Origin of the sequence: Rhodosalinus sediminis, assembly GCF_003385555.1 — a bacterium.
Lineage (GTDB): Bacteria > Pseudomonadota > Alphaproteobacteria > Rhodobacterales > Rhodobacteraceae > Rhodosalinus > Rhodosalinus sediminis.
Map to the genome: position 1 here is coordinate 344,949 of NZ_QOHR01000001.1, position 16,260 is coordinate 361,208.

At 72.4% G+C, this 16,260-nt stretch carries 14 protein-coding genes; 11 read left to right on the forward strand and 3 right to left on the reverse strand.

All coding sequences use genetic code 11. From position 1 onward, the window contains the following. Positions 1–101: 101 nt before the first annotated feature. Together dprA and tldD are read right to left on the reverse strand one after the other, a co-directional pair. Complete coding sequence (dprA, locus tag DRV84_RS15925) at positions 102–1,523, reverse strand: DNA-processing protein DprA (RefSeq protein ID WP_420852963.1); 1,422 nt, start codon at positions 1,521–1,523, stop codon at positions 102–104. 466 nt (positions 1,524–1,989) lie between these two features. Beyond that, entirely contained in the window at positions 1,990–3,414 is a 1,425-nt protein-coding gene (gene tldD / locus DRV84_RS01705; protein WP_115978003.1) for a metalloprotease TldD, read from the reverse strand. Between the two features lie 180 nt (positions 3,415–3,594). Between tldD and coxB the strand changes: the two genes are divergently transcribed. The 11 genes from coxB (at position 3,595) to DRV84_RS01755 (ending at position 13,449) form a co-directional block, all read left to right on the forward strand. Next, on the forward strand, positions 3,595–4,446 hold the full coding sequence (gene coxB, locus DRV84_RS01710) for a cytochrome c oxidase subunit II (protein ID WP_115978004.1): 852 nt from the start codon (positions 3,595–3,597) through the stop codon (positions 4,444–4,446). A 64-nt stretch (positions 4,447–4,510) separates the two neighbouring features. Continuing rightward, complete coding sequence (gene cyoE, locus DRV84_RS01715) at positions 4,511–5,455, forward strand: heme o synthase (protein WP_115978005.1); 945 nt, start codon at positions 4,511–4,513, stop codon at positions 5,453–5,455. Continuing rightward, positions 5,455–5,613, forward strand: coding sequence for a hypothetical protein (locus DRV84_RS15745; protein ID WP_192881381.1), 159 nt, complete (start codon positions 5,455–5,457; stop codon positions 5,611–5,613). Before cyoE ends, DRV84_RS15745 begins: the two co-directional genes overlap by 1 nt. Then, complete coding sequence (locus tag DRV84_RS01720; RefSeq protein WP_115978006.1) at positions 5,610–6,206, forward strand: cytochrome c oxidase assembly protein; 597 nt, start codon at positions 5,610–5,612, stop codon at positions 6,204–6,206. The genes DRV84_RS15745 and DRV84_RS01720 overlap by 4 nt, the downstream gene beginning before the upstream one ends. Positions 6,207–6,231: 25 nt before the next feature. Further along, the gene (locus tag DRV84_RS01725) at positions 6,232–7,038 is read left to right on the forward strand and encodes a cytochrome c oxidase subunit 3 (protein ID WP_115978007.1); all 807 of its coding nucleotides are present in this window, start codon (positions 6,232–6,234) and stop codon (positions 7,036–7,038) included. 67 nt (positions 7,039–7,105) lie between these two features. Further along, entirely contained in the window at positions 7,106–7,780 is a 675-nt protein-coding gene (locus tag DRV84_RS01730; protein WP_115978008.1) for an SURF1 family protein, read from the forward strand. After that, positions 7,780–9,171: a threonine synthase gene (thrC, locus tag DRV84_RS01735; protein ID WP_115978055.1), complete on the forward strand. Its 1,392-nt coding sequence runs from the start codon at positions 7,780–7,782 to the stop codon at positions 9,169–9,171. The genes DRV84_RS01730 and thrC overlap by 1 nt, the downstream gene beginning before the upstream one ends. Then, on the forward strand, positions 9,168–10,439 hold the full coding sequence (locus tag DRV84_RS01740) for a M16 family metallopeptidase (RefSeq protein ID WP_275668713.1): 1,272 nt from the start codon (positions 9,168–9,170) through the stop codon (positions 10,437–10,439). The genes thrC and DRV84_RS01740 overlap by 4 nt, the downstream gene beginning before the upstream one ends. Continuing rightward, the gene (locus DRV84_RS01745) at positions 10,439–11,023 is read left to right on the forward strand and encodes a GNAT family N-acetyltransferase (protein ID WP_115978009.1); all 585 of its coding nucleotides are present in this window, start codon (positions 10,439–10,441) and stop codon (positions 11,021–11,023) included. Before DRV84_RS01740 ends, DRV84_RS01745 begins: the two co-directional genes overlap by 1 nt. Before the next feature lie 108 nt (positions 11,024–11,131). Continuing rightward, positions 11,132–12,019, forward strand: coding sequence for an MBL fold metallo-hydrolase (locus DRV84_RS01750; RefSeq protein ID WP_115978010.1), 888 nt, complete (start codon positions 11,132–11,134; stop codon positions 12,017–12,019). Next, on the forward strand, positions 12,019–13,449 hold the full coding sequence (locus DRV84_RS01755) for an FAD-binding oxidoreductase (protein WP_115978011.1): 1,431 nt from the start codon (positions 12,019–12,021) through the stop codon (positions 13,447–13,449). The genes DRV84_RS01750 and DRV84_RS01755 overlap by 1 nt, the downstream gene beginning before the upstream one ends. A gap of 73 nt (positions 13,450–13,522) precedes the next feature. Here DRV84_RS01755 and DRV84_RS01760 read toward each other — a convergent pair whose 3' ends face one another. Further along, positions 13,523–16,246 carry a cation-transporting P-type ATPase gene (locus DRV84_RS01760; RefSeq protein WP_115978012.1) on the reverse strand — a complete coding sequence of 908 codons (2,724 nt, stop codon included), beginning with the start codon at positions 16,244–16,246 and terminating at the stop codon, positions 13,523–13,525. Positions 16,247–16,260: the final 14 nt, after the last annotated feature.

A 16,260-nucleotide genomic window follows, 5' to 3' on the forward strand; every position in this document is an offset into this window, starting at 1 on the left:
GGCGGACGCGGCGGGATATGGTCCGCGCGAGGATGGAGCGCAAGGTCCGGTTGTCAAACGGCCAGTCGCGGGGCCGGGGCGAAGGGGGGCGCGTTCGGGCGTCATGCGAGCGCCAGAAGGCCGCCCGGCTGGCGGGTGATCCGCCCGTCGAGCTCGAGGTCGAGAAGCGCGGGCGCGACGGCCTCCGCCCCGGCGCCGAGATCGCGGATCAGCTGATCCTCGGCGAGCGGCGAGGGCCCGAGCCGGGCGAGGATCCGCGCGTGGAGCGCCGCCGTCGGCGGGGCCGCGTCGCCGGGCTGGCGATCGCCGGTCGCCTTTCCGGGTTCGCCCGGCGGGTCGCCTTCGGCGCGTGTGGCCCGCTCTTGTTCAGGGGCGCGGCGGGAGGCGCCCCCGGCCTGCGGCTGCCCGCGCTCCGGCGCACGGGGCGGCGAGGGCGCCGGCGCACGGCCCGGGTCCTGCGGCGGCGTGGTCGGCGTGCCGGGCGGCGCGGTCGCGCTCGCCGCCGTGCCGGAGGCGGTGCTTCGGGCGGCGCCGCGGCCCCCCGTATCGGTCGGCCCGTCGGAGGGACGGGACCCGGGGTGCAGACCGGTCGCGCCGTCCGACGTTCCGAGCGGCAGGCCGGGCTCCGCCGTGGGCGCGAGCGTCTCGAGCACGTCCTCCGCGCCGCGCACGAGCGGCGCGCCGTCGCGGATCAGCGCGTTGCAGCCGGCGGCGCGGGCGTCGAAGGGGTGGCCGGGCACGGCGAGCACGTCGCGCCCCTGATCGAGCGCGGTGCGCGCGGTGATCAGGCTGCCCGAGCGCGCCGCGGCCTCCACCACGACGACGGCGCGGGCGAGGCCCGCGATGATTCGGTTGCGCGCGGGGAAGTGCCGGGCGCGGGGCACGGCGCCCATAGGCTGCTCCGAGAGGCGCAGGCCCGCGTCGTCGATCCGGCGGGCGAGCGCCGCGTTCTCCGACGGGTAGAGCACGTCCACGCCGCCGGCCATCACCGCTATGGTGCCATGCTCCAGCGCGGCTTCGTGCGCGGCGGCGTCCACCCCGCGGGCGAGGCCGGAGACTATCACCTTCCCGGCGGCGCCGAGATCGCGCGCCAGCGCGCGCGCCATGCGCAGCCCGAGCGAGGAGGCGTTGCGCGCGCCGACGAGCGCGAGCGCAGGCCGCGCGAGGAGGCCGGGATCGCCCAGCGCCCAGAGCGCCGGCGGCGCGTCGGGCAGGTCCAGCAGCGCGGCCGGGTAGCCGGGCCGGCCGTGCAGGAGAAGGCGCGCGCCGGCCGCGCGTCCGGCCGCGAGTTCGGCCTCGGCCACGCCGGCGGGGCAGGGGCGGTAGTCCTCCACCCCGGCGGCGCGGGCGACCTCGGGCAGCGCGGCGAGCGCCGCCTCGGCGGAGCCGTGTTCGCCCATGAGGCGGTGAAAGGTGGCCGGGCCCACCCGGCGGGAGCGCAAGAGGCGGAGCCACGCCACCGGATCGTCTTCCGGGGTGGGTGGGAGTGGGGGGTGAGTGGAAGAATCTGCCGTTCCGGTCATCCGCGACCCCGCCGCCTTGCAGAATCGCTTGTAGCCCCTCGAGGGTTAAAGACACGTAAACCGTGACGCGGGCATCAGAGCTCTCCGGCCTACGGCGGGCCGGTCCCACGGTCCCGCGCAGCACCAGCCAGTAGATGCCAGCGATCCGCAACGCGCCCGGCAGCACAATGTCGGGGTCGAGGCCTGTCAAAAGGCTGGCGGCCGCGGCCTGCGCCGCGCCCGTGCCGGGCGCCATCGCCCAGCCGGCACAGCCCGTGCGCAGCTCGAGCACCGACACCGGGATACCGACGAGCAACCCCGCCCGGGACAGGTCGGGCGAGGCCAGCAGGGAAAACCCGTGTCAGGCGATGTAACTTGCCGTTTGCGGGCGCTGCTCGACCAGAGTGCCGAGCCAGAGCGGCCGCGCGTCCGGCGGGCGCTGGCGCCGGACAGGTCCCCGCCGCCAGCGCCCGCCCGGCGAGCCCGCTCACCCCGTCTGCGCGCCGCCCACGGTCAGGCCGCCGATCAGGACGCTCGGCTGGCCGACGCCCACGGGCACCCATTGGCCGTCCTTGCCGCAGGTGCCCATGCCGGGATCGAGCGCCATGTCGCGGCCGAGCCCGCGGACGTTTCGGAGCGCGGTGGCGCCGTCGCCGATGAGCGTCGCGCCCTTGACCGGCGCGCCCACCTTGCCGTCCTGCACGCGGTAGGCCTCGGTGCAGGAAAAGACGAACTTGCCGTTGGTGATGTCCACCTGCCCGCCGCCGAAGCCCACGGCGTAGATGCCGTCCTTCAGCTCGGCGACGAGGTCGTCCGGGTCGGCGTCGCCGCCTTCCATGATCGTGTTGGTCATGCGCGGCATCGGCGCGTGCGCGAAGCTCTGGCGTCGGCCGTTGCCGGTGGGCGCGACGTCCATCAGGCGCGCGTTCTGCCGGTCCTGCAGGTAGCCGACGAGGACCCCGTCCTCGATCAGCACGTTGCGCGCGCTCGGCGTGCCCTCGTCGTCCACCGTGATCGAGCCGCGGCGGTCGGGCAGGGTGCCGTCGTCCACGACCGTCACGCCCCGTGCCGCCACCTGCTGCCCCATGAGCCCGGCGAAGGCGGAGCTGCCCTTGCGGTTGAAGTCGCCCTCGAGGCCGTGGCCCACGGCCTCGTGCAGGAGGATGCCGGGCCAGCCGGAGCCGAGCACGATGTCCATGACGCCCGCCGGCGCGGGCTCGGCGCGGAGGTTGACGCGGGCGATGCGGATCGCCTCGTCGGTCCGCGCCTTCCAGTCGTCCTCCGCGAGCAGCCCGTCGAGGCCGACGCGCCCGCCGCCGCCGGCGGCGCCCGCCTCGCGGCGGCCGTCCTCCTCGACGATCACGGAGACGTTGAGGCGCACCATCGGCTGCGTGTCGGAGACGAGGCTGCCGTCGGAGCGCAGGATCGCGATCTCGCGGCAGGCCGCCGAGAGCGAGGCGGTGACCTGCACCACGCGCGGATCGGCCTCGCGGGCGTAGGCGTCGATGGCGCGCAGCGTCTCGACCTTGACCGGGAACTCGGCCCCCGCGATCGGGTCGAGATCGGCGTAGAGCCGGCGGTTGGTGGGCGCGGGCGCCTCGGCCAGCGTGCCGCCGCCCTCGGCCACGGCGAGGCGCGCGGTCTCGGCCGCGCGGGCGAGCGCCGCCTCGCTGATCTCGGTCGAATGGGCGTAGCCCGTGACCTCGCCGCGCACGGCGCGCAGGCCGAAGCCCTCGGAGGCGTCGTAGGAGGCGTTGCGCAGGCGCCCGTCGTCGAAGGTCAGGCTTTCGGACCGGCTGCGCTCGAGGAAGAGCTCGCCGTCGTCGGCGCCCGCGGTGGCGGCGGTCAGGACGGCGAGCGCGCGGTCGCGGTCGAGGCGCGTGTCGAACGGGCGGAAGGGGGCGGTGGACATGGCGGCTCTCCGGGGCTGCGGGTGACGCGGGAAAAGGCGGCTGTTCGCCGCATGATATTTTCTTCCCCTCGGTCGAGGAATATGGTTAGACACGCGCAGATGACAACGGGGCCTGCACGCCGGTCATGTATACCGTGGTGTCCGGCGGGTAAGCGCTCCGGCAGCCAACCGGGTAGATGCATGACCATCAAGACGATTCTTGCCGGCCTCGGGGCCAGCCTGACCGCAACCGCCGCCACGGCGCAGTCCGCCACCGAGGGGCTCGAGATCATCGGCAGCCCCAAGGACGGCGGCACCGGGTTCCAGCCCGCCGCGAGCGAGCTCGCGCGTGACCTGCAGTGGCTCGACGGGATGCTCCTCGTGATCATCACCGCGATCACGCTCTTCGTGCTCGGCCTTCTGCTTTACGTGATCGTGCGCTTCAACAAGCGCGCCAATCCCGAGCCGGCGCGCTTCACGCACAACACGCCGATCGAGGTGGCCTGGACCGTGGTGCCGGTGATCATCCTCGTCTTCATCGGCGCCTTCTCGCTGCCGGTGCTCTTCAAGCAGCAGGTGATCCCGGAGGCCGACGTCACGATCAAGGCGACCGGCTACCAGTGGTTCTGGGGCTACGAGTACGTCGACGAGGGCTTCGGCTTCGACAGCTTCATGCTCGCCAAGGACGAGCTGGAGGAGTACGGCTACAACGAGGACGAATACCTCCTCGCCACGGACACCGCGGTGGTCGTGCCGGTGGGCAAGACCGTGGTGATGCAGGTGACCGCGGCGGACGTGATCCACTCCTGGACGATCCCGGCCTTCGGCGTGAAGCAGGACGCGGTGCCCGGTCGCCTCGCCGAGCTGCACTTCACGCCCGAGAAGGAGGGCGTCTACTTCGGCCAGTGCTCCGAGCTCTGCGGCAAGGACCACGCCTACATGCCGATCACGGTGAAGGTGGTCAGCCAGGAGAAATACGACACCTGGCTCGACAACGCGCAGGCGGAATACGCCGAAGCGCCCTCCGCCGTGCAGGTGGCCTCGGCCGAATGACCGGACGTGCCCGCGGCGGCCCGGCCGCCGGCGGGCGCGCTCCGTCCAGGATTTGGAACATCCGATGACCGACACGAGCCTTCACAGCGAGCGCGCGGCGACGGGCGAGGCCGACTTCGGCGACTACGTCGCGCTGCTCAAGCCGCGGGTCATGACGCTGGTCGTCTTCACCGCCCTCGTCGGCCTGCTGGCAGCGCCGGCGCCCGTGCATCCGATGGTGGGCTTCGCCGCCATCCTCTTCATCGCGGTGGGCGGCGGCGCCTCGGGCGCGCTCAACATGTGGTGGGACGCCGACATCGACGCGGTGATGCGGCGCACCCGCCGCCGCCCCGTGCCCTCGGGGCGCGTCGCGCCGGAGGAGGCGCTGGCCGTGGGCCTCGCGCTCTCCGGCTTCTCGGTGGTGATGCTGGGGCTCGCCACGAACTGGCTCGCCGCCGCGTGGCTCGCCTTCACGATCTTCTTCTACGTGGTCGTCTACACCATGTGGCTGAAGCGCACGACGCCGCAGAACATCGTCATCGGCGGCCTCGCGGGGGCCTTTCCGCCGCTCATCGGCTGGGCCGCGGCGACCGGCTCGCTCGCGCTCGAGCCGTGGCTGATGGTGGCGCTGATCTTCATGTGGACGCCGCCGCATTTCTGGGCGCTCGCGCTCTTCATGCGGTCGGACTACGACGACGCGGGCGTGCCGATGCTGACGGTGACGCACGGCCGGCCGGCGACGCGGGCGCAGGTGCTGATCTACACGGTGCTTCTGGCCGCGCTGGCGGTGGGCACGGGGCTGACCTCGGTCGGCGGGCCGGTCTATCTCGCCGTGGCGATCGTGCTCAACGCGCTCTTCCTCAAGGGCGCCTGGGCGATCTGGCGCCGCGACGAGCGCATGGCCGAGGCGGACGACTACCGCGTCGAGAAACGCTTCTTCAAACTTTCGCTGATCTATCTCTTCGCCCATTTCGGCGCGATCCTGGCCGAGGCCGGGATCGACCGGATCGGGGCCGCGGGAGGCTTCTGATGAGTATCGCAAGGACGCACGAGATCCATCGCCGGCGGCGCGGGCGCAACCTCGGGGTCGCGCTCCTGCTGGTGGCCTTCATCGCCGTGATGTTCGGCCTGACGGTGGCCAAGATTTCCGACGGCAGCTTCGCACCGCCGCATCAGGAGGGGACATGACGCTCTTTCCCACGGGCAAGACCCGCACGGTCGCGCAGGCGCTGGGCGTGGTTCTCTTCATGGGCGGCATGGCCTGGGCGTCGGTGCCGCTCTACGACTGGTTCTGCCGCGTGACCGGCTACGGCGGCGAGACGAGCACCGCCGAGGCGGGCTCCGACGAGATCCTCGACGAGACGATCACCGTGCGCTTCGACGGCTCGCTCGAGCGCGACATGCCGTGGGAGTTCGAGCCGATGCAGCGCGAGGTGGAGCTGCGCATCGGCGAGACGGGGCTCGTCTTCTACGAGGCCTACAACCCGACCGACCGGCCCGTCGCCGGCACGGCGAGCTACAACGTCGCGCCCTTCGACGCGGGCGGCTTCTTCACCAAGATCGACTGCTTCTGCTTCGAGCAGCAGGTGCTCGAACCCGGCGAGCGGGTGGAGATGCCGGTGACCTTCTACGTCGATCCCGACATCGTCGAGGATCGCGACGCGAAGTACATCCACACCATCACGCTCAGCTACACCTTCTACGAGACGGACCTGCCCGCCGAGACGACGGAGCAGGCCGCGCTCGACACCGGCGCCCGCGCCGCAACCAAACCGAACTGACGCCAAAAGGTCCCAGGGGAAAGCGATGGCACACGCCAAGAACCACGATTACCACATTCTGAGCCCGTCGATCTGGCCCTTCCTCGGGGCGGTCTCGACCTTCGTGATGCTCTTCGGCTCGGTGCTCTGGATGCACAACAGCGGGCCGTGGGTCTTCCTGATCGGGCTCGTCGGCGTGGCCTACACGATGTTCGGCTGGTGGGCCGACGTCGTGTCCGAGAGCCGCGCGGGCGACCACACGCCGGTGGTGCGTATCGGCCTGCGCTACGGCTTCATCCTCTTCATCATGTCCGAGGTGATGTTCTTCGCGGCATGGTTCTGGAGCTTCTTCAAGCACGCGCTCTACCCGATGGACCCCGGCGGCATGAGCCCGGCGGTCGACGGGCAGTGGCCCCCCGCGGGGATCGAGACCTTCGATCCCTGGCACCTGCCGCTGATCAACACGCTGATCCTGCTCTGCTCGGGCGCCGCGGCGACCTGGGCGCACCACGCCCTCGTCGAGGAGAACAACCGCGAGGACGTGAAGCGCGGCCTGATCATCGCCATCGTGCTCGGCGTGATCTTCACCTTCCTGCAGGGCTACGAGTACACGCACGCCGCCTTCGGCTTCGCCGGCAACATCTACGGCGCGAACTTCTACATGGCGACGGGCTTCCACGGGGCGCACGTCATCATCGGGACGATCTTCCTGTTCGTCTGCCTGATCCGCCTGATGAAGGGGCACTTCACGCAGGAAAAGCACGTCGGCTTCGAGGCCGCGATCTGGTACTGGCACTTCGTGGACGTCGTCTGGCTCTTCCTCTTCGCCGTGATCTACGTCTGGGGCGGCTGAGCCGCGACACGCAGCTAGGGGTTCGGGGCGCGCGGTCCGGCCGCGCGCCCTTCGTATGGGAGGGGTCATGCGACGCTTCATCGGACCGCTCGTCATCGGCATCGCGGGGGCGGCGGTGCTTATCGCGCTCGGCGTGTGGCAGGTCCAGCGCCTCGCCTGGAAGGAGGCGCTGCTCGCCGACATCGAGGCGCGCATCGCCGCCGAGCCGGTCGCGCTGCCCGCCGACCCGGACCCGGAGGCGGATCGCTACCTGCCGGTGCGGGCCGAGGGCACCATCGGCGAGCGGGAACTGCACGTCCTCGTCTCCACCAAGGCCGAGGGGGCGGGCTTCCGCATCGTCGCGCCCTTCGAGACGGAGGCGGGGCGGCGCGTCCTGCTCGACCGGGGGTTCGTTCCCAACGCCGCGAAGGCGGCCGATCGCCGCACCGGCGCCGCTACTGTGACCGGCAACCTGCACTGGCCCGACGATCGCAATTCCTCCACGCCCGAGAACGACCCGGCGGATAACTACTGGTACGCCCGCGATCTCGGCCCGATGGCGGAGGCGCTCGGCACCGAGCCGCTCCTCCTGATCGTGCGGCAGGAAAACCCGCCCGCGCCCGGAATCACGCCCTTGCCGGTGGACACCAGCGGGATTCCGAACGATCACCTCGAATACGCCGTCACCTGGTTCGGGCTCGCCGTCGTCTGGGTGGCGATGACGGGGTATCTCTTGTGGCGCACCGCGCGAAGGACCGCCTGATGCACTACGTTTCCACCCGCGGGCAGGCGCCCGCGCTCGACTTCGAGGCGACGATGCTCGCCGGTCTGGCCCGCGACGGCGGGCTCTACGTCCCCGAGCGCATCCCCGAAATGGCGCCGGCGGAGATCGCCGCGCTCGCGGGGGCGCCTTACGAGGAGGCCGCGCTGCGCGTGATCGCGCCCTTCACGGGCGAGGCCTTCGGCGAGGCGGCGCTGTCCGACATGATCGAACGCGCCTACGCGGGCTTTCGCCACGAGGCGCGCGCGCCGCTCAAGCAGCTGGCGCCGAACCACTTCCTGCTGGAGCTCTTCCACGGCCCGACGCTCGCCTTCAAGGACTTCGCGATGCAGCTCATCGGGCAGCTCTTCCAGGCCGCGCTCGCGCGGCGGGGGGAGCGCATCTGCATCGTCGGGGCCACGAGCGGCGACACCGGCTCCGCCGCGATCGAGGCGTTCCGCGGGCTCGACAACGTGGACGTCTTCATCCTCTTCCCCGAGGGCCGCGTCTCGGAGGTGCAGCGCCGGCAGATGACCACCCCGCAAGAGGCGAACGTCCACGCGCTCGCCATCGAGGGGGACTTCGACGCGGCGCAGGCCCGCGTGAAGGACATGTTCAACGACCACGCCTTCCGCGACGCGGTGGGGCTCGCCGCGGTGAACTCGATCAACTGGGCGCGGGTGCTCGCGCAGACGGTCTATTACGTCACCGCCGCGGCGAGCCTCGGCGCGCCGCACCGCCCCGTTAGCTTCACCGTGCCCACCGGCAATTTCGGCGACGTCTTCGCGGGTTACGTGGCGAAGCGCATGGGGCTTCCGATCGACAAGCTCGTGGTGGCCACCAACCAGAACGACATCCTGCACCGTTGCCTGACCACCGGCCGCTACGAGGTGGAGGGGGTCGTGCCCTCCATCAGCCCCTCGATGGACATTCAGGTGAGCTCGAACTTCGAGCGCGCGCTCTTCGACGTCTACGACCGCGACGGCGCGGCGGTCGCGCAGCTCATGGAGGAGCAGAAGGCCCGGGGCGGCTTCGCGCTTAGCCAGGGCGCGCTCGCCCGCCTGCGCGAGGTCTTCGCCTCCGGCCGCGCCTCGGAGGAGGAGACGCGCGCCACGATCGCCCGCACGCTCGAGGCCACGGGCGAGCTTCTCTGCCCGCACAGCGCCGTCGGCGTGCATGTGGCCGAAGCGGCGCGCGCGCGGGACGTGCCGATGGTCACGCTCGCCACCGCCCATCCGGCGAAGTTTCCCGACGCGGTGGAGGCGGCGACCGGCGTCCGCCCGGCCCTTCCCCCCAGCATGGCGAACCTCTATGAGCGGCCGGAGCGGGCGACGACCGTGCCCGACGACCTCGCCGCCATTCAGGATCTCATCAGGGAGCGCCTTCGCCGTTGACCGTGCCCACCACCCGCCTCGACACCCTGCCGAACGGCCTCCGGGTCGTGACCGAACACATGCCCGGCCTCGCCTCCGCCGCGGTCGGAGTCTGGGTCTGCGCCGGCGGCCGCGACGAACGGGAGAGCGAGTGCGGCGTCGCGCATTTTCTCGAGCACATGGCGTTCAAGGGCACCGAGCGGCGCAGCGCGCTCGAGATCGCCGAGGCGATCGAGGACGTGGGCGGCTACATGAACGCCTACACCTCGCGCGACGCGACGGCCTATTACGCCCGCGTGCTGGGCGAGGACGTGCCGCTCGCGCTGGACGTGATCGCGGACATCCTGCTCGCCCCCGCCTTCGCGCCCGAGGAGATCGAGGTCGAGCGCGGCGTGATCCTGCAGGAGATCGGGCAGGCGCTGGACACGCCGGACGACATCGTCTTCGACTGGCTGCAGGAGGCCGCCTATCCGGGTCAGCCCTTCGGCCGTCCGATCCTCGGCCCGGCCGAGCGGGTGGAGCGCTTCGGCCGCACGGATCTCGCGCGCTTCGTCGAGGAGCACTACGCGCCGGGGCAGATGATCCTCGCCGCCGCGGGCGACGTGGACCACGACGCGCTGATGCGCCTCGCCGAGCGGCACTTCGGCCACCTCGCCCCGCGGCCCGCGCCGGCGCCTGCGCCCGCCGTCTTCCGGGGCGGCGAGATCCGGCGCGACAAGCCGCTGGAGCAGGCGCACATGGCGCTCGCCTTCGAGGCGCCCTCTTACCACGACCCGCTCCTCTACGCGGCGCAGGTCTGGTCCGTGGCTTTGGGCGGCGGCATGTCGAGCCGGCTGTTCCAGGAAATCCGCGAAAAGCGAGGCCTCTGCTACACGATCTTCGCGCAAGCGGGCGCGCATGCCGACACCGGCTGCCTGACGATCTACGCCGGCACCGGGGGGGACGCGCTCGGCGATCTGACGGCGCTCACCTTCGACGAGCTCGCCCGCGCCGCCGACGACCTGACCGAGGCCGAGATCGCTCGCGCCCGCGCGCAGATGAAGGCGGGGCTCCTCATGGGGCTCGAAAGCCCGTCGAACCGGGCCGAACGCCTCGCCCGGATGGTGCAGGTCTATGGCGAGGTCCCCGGCGTGAGCGAGACGGCGGCGCGCATCGACGCGGTGACCCGCGACGAGCTGCGCGCGGCGGGCGCCCGCATCGCCGGTCAGGCGCCCATGGCGCTCGCCCTTTACGGGCCGCTGGAGCGCGCGCCCGCCTTCGCGGCGCTGCAGGCGCGCCGGGCGGCGTGATGTTCCGGCCAGGGCGGAAGCTCCGGCTGGAGACCGAGCGCATGACGCTCCGCCCGCCGAGCCACGCCGATTTCCGCGACTGGACGGCGCTGCGCGATCGCTCGCGCGCGTTCCTCGTCCCGTGGGAGCCCGCCTGGGCCGAGGATCACCTGACGCGCAAGGCCTTCACCAACCGCGTCTACTGGGCGGGCCGGGCGATCGGGCAGGGCACGGCGGTGCCGCTCTTCCTGATCCGGCGCGAGGATCAGTGCCTGATCGGGGCCGTCACGCTCGACAACATCCGCCGCGGCCCCGCGCAGTCGAGCACGCTCGGCTACTGGATCGGCGCGCCCTACGCGCGGCAGGGCTACATGCGCGAGGCGCTGGAGGCGGTCGTGCACCACGCCTGGACGAAGCTCGACCTCTCGCGGCTCGAGGCCGCTTGCCTGCCCGAGAACACCGCCTCGCGCGGGCTCTTGGAAAAGGTCGGCTTCAAGTACGAGGGCGTCGCGCAGAGCTACCTGCAGATCGCGGGGCGCTGGCGGACGCATGTCCTCTACGCGGCGCTGCGCGCCGACCGGCGGGGGCGCACCGATGCCGGCTGAGCGCGCGGCCCCGAGCGAAGAGGCCCCGCACGGGGCCGATGCGCGCATGCCGGGGCTGACGCGGCGTCCGGATGTCCTATCTTCCCGGTATCGAGGAGGTGCCGGACCATGATTCGACTGCTCGCCGCCGCGCTCGCCGTGTGCCTTGCCCTGCCCGCCGCCGCTCAGGACGCGGCGGAGCGCCGCCCCAGCCACTGCATCGCCATCGCCGACGCGGCGCCGGGGATCGAGTATCGCCGCGCCTCCGCCCAGACCGCTTCGCCACCGGCCGCGCGGCTCTGGCGCGCCTCCACGCAGCCGAGCCACCGGGAGGCGCTGCCCGACTACACCGTGCGCCTGCGCTTTCTCGGGCACGCCTCCTTTCTGATCCGCACGCCCGGCGGGCTGACGGCGGTGACCGATTACACCGGCTTCATCGGCAACACCGACCTGATCCCGGACGTGGTCACCATGAACCACGCCCATTCGACGCACTGGACGGCCAACCCCGACCCGGCGATCCCGCATGTCCTGCGCGGCTGGGGCGAGGAGTTCGGCGCCGGGATCGAGCATCACCTCGACCTCGGCGAGATGCTCGTGCGCAACGTCTCCACCGACATCCGTGGCGGCTTCAACGGCCGGGACGAGCCGCGCGGCAACTCGATCTTCGTCTTCGAGGTGGCGGGGCTCTGCATCGGGCATCTCGGGCACCTGCACCACATGCCGACCGAGGCGCAATTCGCCGCGCTCGGGCGCCTCGACGTGGTCATGGCGCCGGTGGACGGCGGCTACACCATGGCGCTCGACGACATGATCGCGGTGCTCAAGCGCCTGCGCGCCTCCGTCGTCCTGCCGATGCACTGGTTCTCGGGGCGCTCGCTCGGCACCTTCCGCGACGGGATGGCCGACGACTTCGCCATCGTCGACCGCAACGCACCCTTCATCGACGTGAGCCTCGCCGACCTGCCGGAGCGGCCGACGGTGGTCTTCCTGCAACCGCGGCGGCTGCGCGACTGATGGACGGCGCGCTCCGGCTCTCCGAGGCGGACGCCGCCTTCGCCGAGCGACTGGCCGCCCGCCTGCCCGCGGGGCGGATCGGCGCGCCGGGGGCCGCGCATCTGGAGGAGCCGCGCGGGCGCTGGCAGGGGCAGGGCGGCGTGCTCGCCCGCCCCGTCACGGCAGAGGAGGTGGCCGAGATCGTGCGCACCTGCGCCGAGGCGCGCGTGCCGGTGGTGCCCTACGGCGGCGGCACGGGCCTCGTCGGCGGACAGATCGCGACGGAGGGGCCGCGGCCCGTGATCCTCTCGCTCGACCGGATGACCGCGATCCGCGGCGTCGACGCGCGCGAGAACGTGCTCACCGTCGAAGCGGGCGCGGTGCTCGCCGACATCCGGGCGGCGGCCGAGGGGGCCGGGCGGCTCTTTCCGCTCTCGCTCGCCTCCGAGGGGACGGCGCGCATCGGCGGGCTGCTCGCCACCAACGCCGGCGGGATCAACACGCTGCGCTACGGCAACGCCCGCGCGCTCTGCCTCGGGGTGGAGGCGGTGTTGCCCGACGGGCGCCTCTGGCACGGGCTGACGCGGCTCAGGAAGGACAACACCGGCTACGACCTGCGCGATCTCCTGATCGGGGCGGAGGGGACGCTGGGCGTGATCACCGCGGCGACGCTCGCGCTCCACCCGCGCCCGGCGGGGGAGGGGACGGCGCTTTTCGCGGTGCGCGACCCCTCCGCCGCGCTCGACCTGCTGGCGCGCGCGCGCGACCGTCTGGGCGAGGGGATCTCGGCCTTCGAGCTCATGCACCGGCAGGGGATGGAGTTCCTCGCCGAGACGCTGCCGGAGACGCGCCTGCCCTGGTCCGAGCCGCCGGAGTGGACGGTACTGATCGAGGTGGGTCTCGCCGCCGGGCTCGACCCGGCCGGGGCGCTCGAGGACCTCTTCGCCGAGGTGGCGGAGGCCGGGCTCGCCCACGACGGGCTGATCGCGCAGTCGGAGACGCAGCGCGCCGCGGTCTGGGCGGTGCGCGAGCGCATCCCGGAGGCGAACCGCCTGATCGGCGCGATCTCCAGCCACGACATCTCGGTGCCGCTCGCCGCGATCCCGGAGTTCATCGCCCGCGCCGGCGCTGCCCTCGCCGAGATCGGGAGCTTCCGCGTCAACTGCTTCGGGCACGTGGGCGACGGCAACCTGCATTACAACGTCTTTCCGGTGCTCGGGCGCAGCCGCGCCGACCACGAGCACCAGCGCGACGCGATCAAGCGTTGCGTGCACGACATCGTCCACGCCCTCGAGGGCTCCGTCGCGGCCGAGCACGGCGTCGGCCGGCTCAAGGTGCCGGACCTGGAGCGTTATGGCGACCCCGCGAAACTCGCCGCGATGCGCGCGATCAAGGCCGCGCTCGACCCGGCGGGCATCATGAACCCCGGCGCGGTGCTGCGCGCGCCCTGAGGACGCCGCGACGGTGCCCCGGCCACCGCTGGCGCGCGCGACGGCGCCGGCTGCCCGATCCCATCCCCCGCGCTCAGCCTGCGCCCGTCGCGGGACGGTCGGTCGCGCGGACGGCGAGGCGCATCTGCTTCTCGGTCTCGATCAGCCCGAAGAAGACGGCGCCGATGGCGATGATCAACACCCCGTCGAGGAGCGGCACGCCCTCGGTCCCGAAGAGCGCCTGCAGCGGGGGCACATAGGTGATGGCGAACTGCGCCACGGTCACCGCCGCGATGCAGATCCACACGATCCGGGTGCCGCGGACCGCGGCCCATGTCAGCGAGGTGCCGTGGATGTTGCGGATGAAGAAGAGGTGGAAGATCTTGAGCACCACCAGCGTGTTCAGCGCCATGGTCTGCGCGAGGGCGAGGGAATACCCCTTGTCCAGCGCGTAGACGAAGATGCCGTAGATCCCGGCGAGGAACAGCGTCGAGACGAGCATGATGTGCCAGATCAGCGCGCCCGTCAGCAGCGGCTCGTCGCGCGGCCGGGGCGGGCGGCGCATGGTCCTCGCTTCCGTCGGCTCGAAGGCGAGCGCGATTCCGAGGGTGACCGCGGTGATCATGTTGGTCCAGAGGATCTGCACCGGCGTGATCGGCAGCGCCATGCCGAGCGCGAGCGCCAGCACGATCGTCATCGCCTCGCCGCCGTTGGTGGGCAGGGTCCAGCTGATCACCTTCTTGATGTTGTCGTAGACGGTGCGGCCCTCGCGCACGGCCGCGGCGATCGAGGCGAAATTGTCGTCGGCGAGGACGAGCTCCGCCGCCTCCTTCGCCGCCGCGCTGCCCTTCAGGCCCATCGCCACGCCGGCGTCCGCGCGCTTGAGCGCGGGCGCGTCGTTCACGCCGTCGCCGGTCATCGCCACGGTGAGCCCCCGCGCCTGAAGCGCGGTGACGAGGCGCAGCTTGTGCGCCGGGGAGGTCCGGGCGAAGATGTCGGTCTGCACCGCCGCCTCGGCGAGGGCGGCGTCGTCCATCGCCTCGAGGTCCGCGCCGGTGAGCACGCGGTCGCGGTTGCGCAGGCCGATCCGCCCCGCGATGGCGCGTGCCGTCGCGGCGTGGTCCCCGGTGATCATCTTCACGCGGATGCCGGCGGCGTGGCAGTCCGCGACGGCCTCGATCGCCTCCGCGCGCGGCGGGTCGATCAGCCCGATCAGCCCGATCAGTGTCAGCCGCCCCTCGACGTCCGAGGTGTTGAGCACCGTGTGCTCCTGCGGCACGGACCGCGCGGCCACGGCGATCACCCGCTGCCCCTCGGCGGCGAGCTCTTCGACCCTTTGATGCCAGCGCTCGGCGTCGAGCGGTTCGGACCCGCCGTGCGCCGCCCGCTGGTCGGCGCAGAGCGCCAGCACCGCCTCGGGGGCGCCCTTCACGTGGATGCAGGCGCGGCCCTCGTGGTCGTGGTGGAGCGTCGCCATGTAGCGATGCGCGGAATCGAAGGGGATGACGTCGGTGCGGGTCCACTGCCGGAGGGGATCGCCCCCCTCGCCGGTGATCTTGCCGGCGAGCGCCATGAGCGCGCCCTCCATCGGATCGCCCTCGACCCGCCAGCCGGACTCGTGGGCGTGCAGGGTCGCGTCGTTGCAGAGGCCGGCGGCGCGGGCGAATTCCGCGAGCACCGCGTGCGCGTCGGGATGCGCGTCGGCGTCGCGCCAGCGCACGGCGCCCTCGGGCGCGTAGCCGTCGCCGCCGACCGAATAGACGTCCTCGGCGGCCGCCAGCGTCGCCGCCATCATCTCGTTCCGGGTGAGGGTGCCCGTCTTGTCCGAGCAGATCACCGAGACCGAGCCCAGCGTCTCGATCGCGGGCAGGCGGCGGACGATGGCGTTGCGCCGCGCCATCGCCTGCACGCCCACGGCCAGCGTGATCGTCAGCACCGCCGGCAGCCCCTCGGGAATGGCCGCGACCGAGAGGCCGACCACCGCCATGAAGAGCTCGCCGAAGGGCAGGTGGCCGACGAAATAGCCGTAGACGAGGAGAGAGGCCGCCCCGATCAGGATGAAGACCGTGAGCCAGCGCGCGAAGCGGTCCATCTGGGCGACGAGCGGCGTGGTCAGCGTCTCGACCCGGCCGAGCATGCCGCTGATCCGGCCGATCTGCGTCTCCGCGCCGGTGGCGGCGACGACGCCGCGGCCGGCCCCGGCGGCCACCAGCGTGCCCGAGAACAGCATCGAGGAGCGGTCGCCCAGCGCCGCGTCCTCCGCCGCCGGCGCCGTGCCCTTGTCGACGGGGACGGATTCGCCGGTGAGGATGGCCTCTTCGGCCGAGAGCCCGCGCGCCTCGATCAGCCGCAGGTCGGCGGGCACGCGGTCCCCGGCCTCGATCAGCACGACGTCGCCGGGCACCAGCTCGGCCGCGTCGAGGCTGATCCGGCGGCCGTCGCGCAGCACGGAGGAACGCGGGGCGAGCATGCCGCGGATGGCGTCCATGGCCTGCTCGGCGCGGCCTTCCTGAATGTAGCCGATCACCGCGTTGACGACGACGACGGCGAGGATGATGCCCGTGTCGACCCAGTGCTGCAGCGCCGCCGTGACGAGCGCCGAGGCGATCAGCACATAGATCAGCACGTTGTGGAAGTGCGACAGGAACCGCAGGATCGGGCTGCGCTTCGGCGGCTCGGGCAGGCGGTTAGCGCCGTGCTCGGCGTGCCGGCGCGCGGCCTCCGCCGCGTCGAGGCCGCCCGGACGGGAGGCGAGCGCCTCCAGCGCCGCCTCCGGCGTCATCGCGTGGGGATGTGCGGGCAAACGGGTTTCGGTCATCGGGGCGGTCCGTC

Coding starts and splice junctions, on each gene's coding strand:
- dprA (WP_420852963.1), bottom strand. CDS start 1,523: ATGACCGGAACGGCAGATTCTTCCACTCACCCCCCACTCCCACCCACC.
- tldD (WP_115978003.1), bottom strand. CDS start 3,414: ATGTCCACCGCCCCCTTCCGCCCGTTCGACACGCGCCTCGACCGCGAC.
- coxB (WP_115978004.1), top strand. CDS start 3,595: ATGACCATCAAGACGATTCTTGCCGGCCTCGGGGCCAGCCTGACCGCA.
- cyoE (WP_115978005.1), top strand. CDS start 4,511: ATGACCGACACGAGCCTTCACAGCGAGCGCGCGGCGACGGGCGAGGCC.
- DRV84_RS15745 (WP_192881381.1), top strand. CDS start 5,455: ATGAGTATCGCAAGGACGCACGAGATCCATCGCCGGCGGCGCGGGCGC.
- DRV84_RS01720 (WP_115978006.1), top strand. CDS start 5,610: ATGACGCTCTTTCCCACGGGCAAGACCCGCACGGTCGCGCAGGCGCTG.
- DRV84_RS01725 (WP_115978007.1), top strand. CDS start 6,232: ATGGCACACGCCAAGAACCACGATTACCACATTCTGAGCCCGTCGATC.
- DRV84_RS01730 (WP_115978008.1), top strand. CDS start 7,106: ATGCGACGCTTCATCGGACCGCTCGTCATCGGCATCGCGGGGGCGGCG.
- thrC (WP_115978055.1), top strand. CDS start 7,780: ATGCACTACGTTTCCACCCGCGGGCAGGCGCCCGCGCTCGACTTCGAG.
- DRV84_RS01745 (WP_115978009.1), top strand. CDS start 10,439: ATGTTCCGGCCAGGGCGGAAGCTCCGGCTGGAGACCGAGCGCATGACG.
- DRV84_RS01750 (WP_115978010.1), top strand. CDS start 11,132: ATGATTCGACTGCTCGCCGCCGCGCTCGCCGTGTGCCTTGCCCTGCCC.
- DRV84_RS01755 (WP_115978011.1), top strand. CDS start 12,019: ATGGACGGCGCGCTCCGGCTCTCCGAGGCGGACGCCGCCTTCGCCGAG.
- DRV84_RS01760 (WP_115978012.1), bottom strand. CDS start 16,246: ATGACCGAAACCCGTTTGCCCGCACATCCCCACGCGATGACGCCGGAG.